This window comes from Kitasatospora sp. MY 5-36 (assembly GCF_001182915.1).
Classification (GTDB): Bacteria; Actinomycetota; Actinomycetes; order Streptomycetales; family Streptomycetaceae; genus Kitasatospora.
The window spans coordinates 1-4,644 of record NZ_LFVW01000775.1; the positions used below are offsets into that span (position 1 = coordinate 1).

Annotated in this window: 4 protein-coding genes; 2 read left to right on the forward strand and 2 right to left on the reverse strand. The window is 74.0% G+C overall.

The window, feature by feature from the left end; all coding sequences use genetic code 11:
• On the reverse strand, positions 1-1,570 hold a 1,570-nt coding region (locus AE652_RS35710), incomplete at its 3' end, for an LCP family protein (RefSeq protein WP_369808361.1).
• A 248-nt stretch (positions 1,571-1,818) separates the two neighbouring features.
• Here AE652_RS35710 and AE652_RS45685 point away from each other — a divergent pair.
• Both AE652_RS45685 and AE652_RS35720 read left to right on the forward strand, forming a co-directional pair.
• Positions 1,819-2,202 (forward strand): hypothetical protein, encoded by a 384-nt coding sequence (locus tag AE652_RS45685; protein WP_049659163.1) that lies wholly within the window; start codon positions 1,819-1,821, stop codon positions 2,200-2,202.
• Between the two features lie 214 nt (positions 2,203-2,416).
• Positions 2,417-3,625 carry a PLP-dependent aspartate aminotransferase family protein gene (locus AE652_RS35720; protein WP_049659164.1) on the forward strand — a complete coding sequence of 403 codons (1,209 nt, stop codon included), beginning with the start codon at positions 2,417-2,419 and terminating at the stop codon, positions 3,623-3,625.
• Between the two features lie 86 nt (positions 3,626-3,711).
• Here AE652_RS35720 and AE652_RS35725 read toward each other — a convergent pair.
• On the reverse strand, positions 3,712-4,644 hold a 933-nt coding region (locus tag AE652_RS35725; RefSeq protein WP_049659166.1), incomplete at its 5' end, for a PP2C family protein-serine/threonine phosphatase.

Sequence of the window (4,644 nt, forward strand, 5' to 3'; positions counted from 1 at the left end):
GGCCCGCCGGGTTGGCGGCGGCGAAGTCGTGGCCGAGGACGACGCTGACGCCCCGGCCGCCGGGCTGCACGGTCGCGCCGGGGAAGAGCTTGGCGACCGACTCGGCGGCGGTGCGCTCGCCGGTGCCGTACTCGACGACGGTGGTGCTGCGCGGCTTGCCGACCGCGTTGCCGACGCCGGTGACGGTGTAGCCGGCGCCCTTGACGGTCTCCGCGGCCCGGCCGCCGAGCCCGGTCTCGCCGGTGCTGTTGAGCACGGAGACCTTCACCTCGGCGGCCTTGGCGTCCGGGGCGGCCGTCGGGGCCGGAGCGGCCGCGGGGGTGGTGGCGGGATCCGCGGCGGGGGAGGCGGAGCCGGCTTCGGCCGGGGCGCTCGCGTCCTGGCCGTCGATGGTGCGGTCGGCCTTGAGCGCGGCCCACAGCTGGTCCACGTCCGGGTGGACCAGGGCGACCCGCGGGCCCTCGTAACGCCACGGCACGGTCAGGAACTTGATGTCGTGCAGGTCCACGTCCTTGAGTTCCATGGCGAAGGAGAGCAGCTTGGCGGCGGAGCCGAGGCCGGGGTCGACGGTCAGCGACTTCGTGGCCGCGTCGGCGAGCGGCAGCAGCGTGGTCGGGTCCATGCCGTGGGACTTCACCTCCTTGATGAGGGAGGAGAGGAAGGCCTGCTGGCGCTTGGTGCGGCCGATGTCGGAGCCGTCGCCGATGCCGTGCCGCACCCGGACGTAGTCCAGCGCGCTCTGGCCCTCGACCTTCTGCTTGCCCTTGGCGAAGAGCAGCTTCCCCTTGCGGCCGAGGTTGGGGTTGAGGTCCCCCTCGTGGATGTCGTTCGGCAGGCAGACCTCGACGCCGCCGACCGCCTTGGTCATCGACGCGAAGCCGTTGAAGTCCACCACGATGGTGTGGTCGACGCGCAGGTTGGTGAGCTTCTCGACGGCGTTCTGGGTGCAGGCCGGGTTGCCCTGGTCGCTGTCGCCGACCGAGAAGGCGCTGTTGAACATCACATTGGTCTGTTCCTTGGTCCACTTGCCGTTGGGGAGCTTGCACGGCGGGATGGTGACCAGGGAGTCACGGGGGATGGAGATGCCGACGGCGTGCTTGTGGTCGGCGTAGACGTGCAGCAGGATCGCGGTGTCCGAGCGGGCGCCGCCGTCCCCGCCGCCGCCCAGGTCGCTGTTGCCGTTGCCGCGGCTGTCCGAGCCGATCATCAGCACGTTGACCGGGGTGCGGCCCTGGGAGTCCGGGGCCGCTGCCTCCGGGCGGTCCTTGCTGAGGGCGTCGCCGTCGAAGGTGCTGATGTTGCTGTTGAGCCGGTAGTAGAGGGCGGCGCCGCCGAGGACGGCGAGGGCGGTGCAGCCGGCGGTCGCCCAGAGCACCTTCTCCTTGGTGCCGCGCTTGGGCTTCTTCTTCGCCCGGCCCGCCGCACGGCCCTCCGCCGGGCCCTCCGCTATGTCCGAGCTGTCCGGGTTCTGACCGGTTCCGGTCCGGTCGGCCCTCCGGCCGGTGCTCCGGCGCCCGCCCGCCCGGTGCGGCGAATTCTCGGCTCCGGGGGAACCCTTGCGGCCAGACACGTCGTCATCCTCCACAGTTGCCACGCGCCCCCCGTCGAAGCGGCGGGTTCGCGTGGCCGGGGGCCGGAGCCGATCCGGGCAGGGCCCGTCGCTAAACTTTTACACCGCTGTAGAACTTCAGTGGAGCATACTAGGCGCGGATGGGAAAACCAGCTGGTCAGACCATGAGAAATTGGTCAGATCGGCGGGGTCCGCGCTGCTCCGGAACCGCTTTGAGGAGCATGATGACTAGTCGGATCATACGTTCGATGGCTGGCGCCCTGGTGGCCCTGCTGGCCGCCACCGGCCTCACCGCCGTGGCATCGGGCGCGGCGGCGGTGGCCGCACCCCGAACCGTCGCGGCCGCCGCCGCGAACCCGGGGGCGGCCGTGGGGGCCTCCGCCGCGGACGCCGGTACGGAGGTCCGTACCGGGGCGAGCGCCGCCTCCGGTGCCTCCGTCACCACGGTCGCCTCCGGTGCCTCCACCGCCGAGGCCGCGAACCTCGCCAAGGAGGAGAAGAAGAAGTCGGGCTTCTTCGCCAAGCTGGGTAAGTTCCTGCTGGTCGTGGTGATCCTGATCATCCTGTTCGTGGTGCTGCTGATCGTCGGGATCGTCTACGCGGCCAAGCGGATCTTCAGCCGCCGCAAGTAGCCGCGAGTAGCCGCGAGGCGTCGGAAGCCTCTCGCCGCCGCCGGGAGCCACCCGCCGTGGTCGGGAGCCACCCGTCGTAGAGGGGAACCACCCGCCGCCGCGACCCGGGCGTCGCCACCGCCTTCGGGCGATGGGCCGGAACGACCGCCCGGGCAGGCCACTCGACGGCGATTGGCCATGGCCCGGGCGCCGGGACCGCCCGAGGATGAACGCCATGAGCGACCACCACTCCCACGAGGCCCCCGACGAGCTGCGCCCCGAGAGCCGGGTCGTCCACCCGCCGCTCACCGAGGTCACCGGCAGCCGTCCGCTGGGCGTCCCGCTGCACCAGAGCCACGTGTTCGCCTTCGACACCGGCGACGCGCTCGCCGGAGCCCACGGGGGACCGGACGGCGCCTTCTTCTACAACCGCTTCGGCAACCCCACCGTCCGCTCGCTGGAGCAGGCCGTCGCCGGACTCGAGGGCGGCACCGGAGCCCTCGCCACCGCCTCCGGCATGGGGGCGATCAACACCGCGCTGCTCGCCCTGCTGCGCGCCGGCGACCACGTGATCGCCCAGCGCAGCCTGTACGGCGGCACCGTCGGCGCGCTGACCGACCTCACCGAGCGCTGGGGCGTCGAGGTCGGCTACGTGAACGGCGACGACCCGGCCGGAGTGGCGGCCGCACTGCGCCCCACCACCCGGGTGCTGTTCCTGGAGACCGTCTCCAACCCCACCACCCGGGTCACCGACCTGCCCGGGCTGATCGCCGTCGCCAAGCGGGCCGGGGTGGCGAGCGTGGTGGACAACACCTTCGCGACCCCGCTGCTGTGCCGCCCGATCGAGCACGGCGCGGACATCGTGATCCACTCCGTGACCAAGTACCTCGGCGGACACTCGGACGTCCTCGGCGGGATCGCCGTCTTCGCCGACCCGGCGCTGCACCACCGGGTCTGGCGGCGCTCGCTCGAACTCGGCGCCGCCGCCGACCCGTTCGCCGCCTGGCTGACCCTGCGCGGGATGCAGACCCTCGCCCTGCGGGTCCGCCGCCAGTGCGAGACCGCGCTCGACCTGGCCGGCCGGCTCGCCGCCCACCCCGCGGTCACCGCCGTCCACTACCCGGGCCTGCCCACCCACCCCGACCACGACCTCGCCCGCCGCCTGCTGCCCGACGGCCACGGCGGAGTCCTGGCCTTCGACCTGGCCGGCGGCCGGGAAGCGGCCGCGACGTTCACCGAGTCCGTCCGGCTCGCCTCGCTGGCCCCGTCGCTGGGCGACGTGCACACCCTGGTGCTGCACCCGGCCAGCACCTCCCACCGGCAGCTGTCGGACGAGGAGTTGGCGGCGGCGGGCATCGGCCCGGGGACGGTGCGGGTGTCGGTGGGCATCGAGCACCCCGAGGACATCTGGGCGGACGTCCGGCGGGCGCTGGCGAAGGTGTGAGCGGAGGTGCGGGGGCGGGGGGTGCGGGCCGAGGGGCCGTCAGGGCCGGGCGGCTGTCGCGGTGAGGACCGGCGCGCGGCGGCCCGTCAGCGCTGCCGGGGGCGGGCCACCAGCAGGGCGATGTCGTCCTCGGCGGCGGCCGGGGGCGGGGCGAGGGAGTGGAGGACGGCGTCGAGCAGCTCGTCGAGGTTCCCGGTGGCGGGCAGGCGCAAGGCCGCGAGCCGTTCCAGGGAGGCGTCGATGTCCTCGTCCCGGCGCTCGACCAGGCCATCGGTGTAGAGCAGCAGGGTCTGGCCCGGCAGGAGCGGGTGGGCGGTCTGCTCGTAGCCGCCGAGGCCGGTGCCGAGCGGCGGCCCGGTGGGGACGCGCAGCAGCTCGGTCGGACGGCCGGGGGCGATCAGGGCGGGCGGCAGGTGGCCCGCGCTGGAGAGGGTCCAGCGGCCCCGGCCCGGGTCGGCGAGGGCCAGCAGGCAGGTCGCCGGGCGGGCGGAGTCGTCGGCGGAGATGACGTTGTCGAGCTGGCGCAGGATCCGGTGCGGGGGCAGGTCCATCCCGGCGAGGTCGCGCAGCGCGGAGCGGTAGTGGCTCATGTCGACGGCGGCCTCGACGCCGTGCCCCATGACGTCGCCCATCGCCAGCAGGGTGCGCCCGAACGGCAGGCGGACCGTCTCGAACCAGTCGCCGCCGACCACCGAGGAGCTCCCGGACGGAAGGTACCGGGAGGCGAGGGAGAGGTTCTGGTGCGGGTTGCCGGGCTCGCTCAGCAGCGCCCGCTGGAGCTCCAGGGCGATGCCCTGGGACCGGGCGAAGCTGCGGGCGTTGTCGAGGGCGGTGGCGGCGCGGGCGGCGAGATCGCCGAGCAGGGCGGCCTCGTCGGGGGTGAAGGCCGGGCCGGCGGCGGTGCGGCCGAGGGTGAGCAGTCCGATCAGGCGGCCCCGGGCGGCCAGCGGGAGGACCAGCAGCGAGGCGGTCCCGGCCGGGCAGGAGTCCTCGGGCCCGGGCTCGGTGAGCACGGCGAC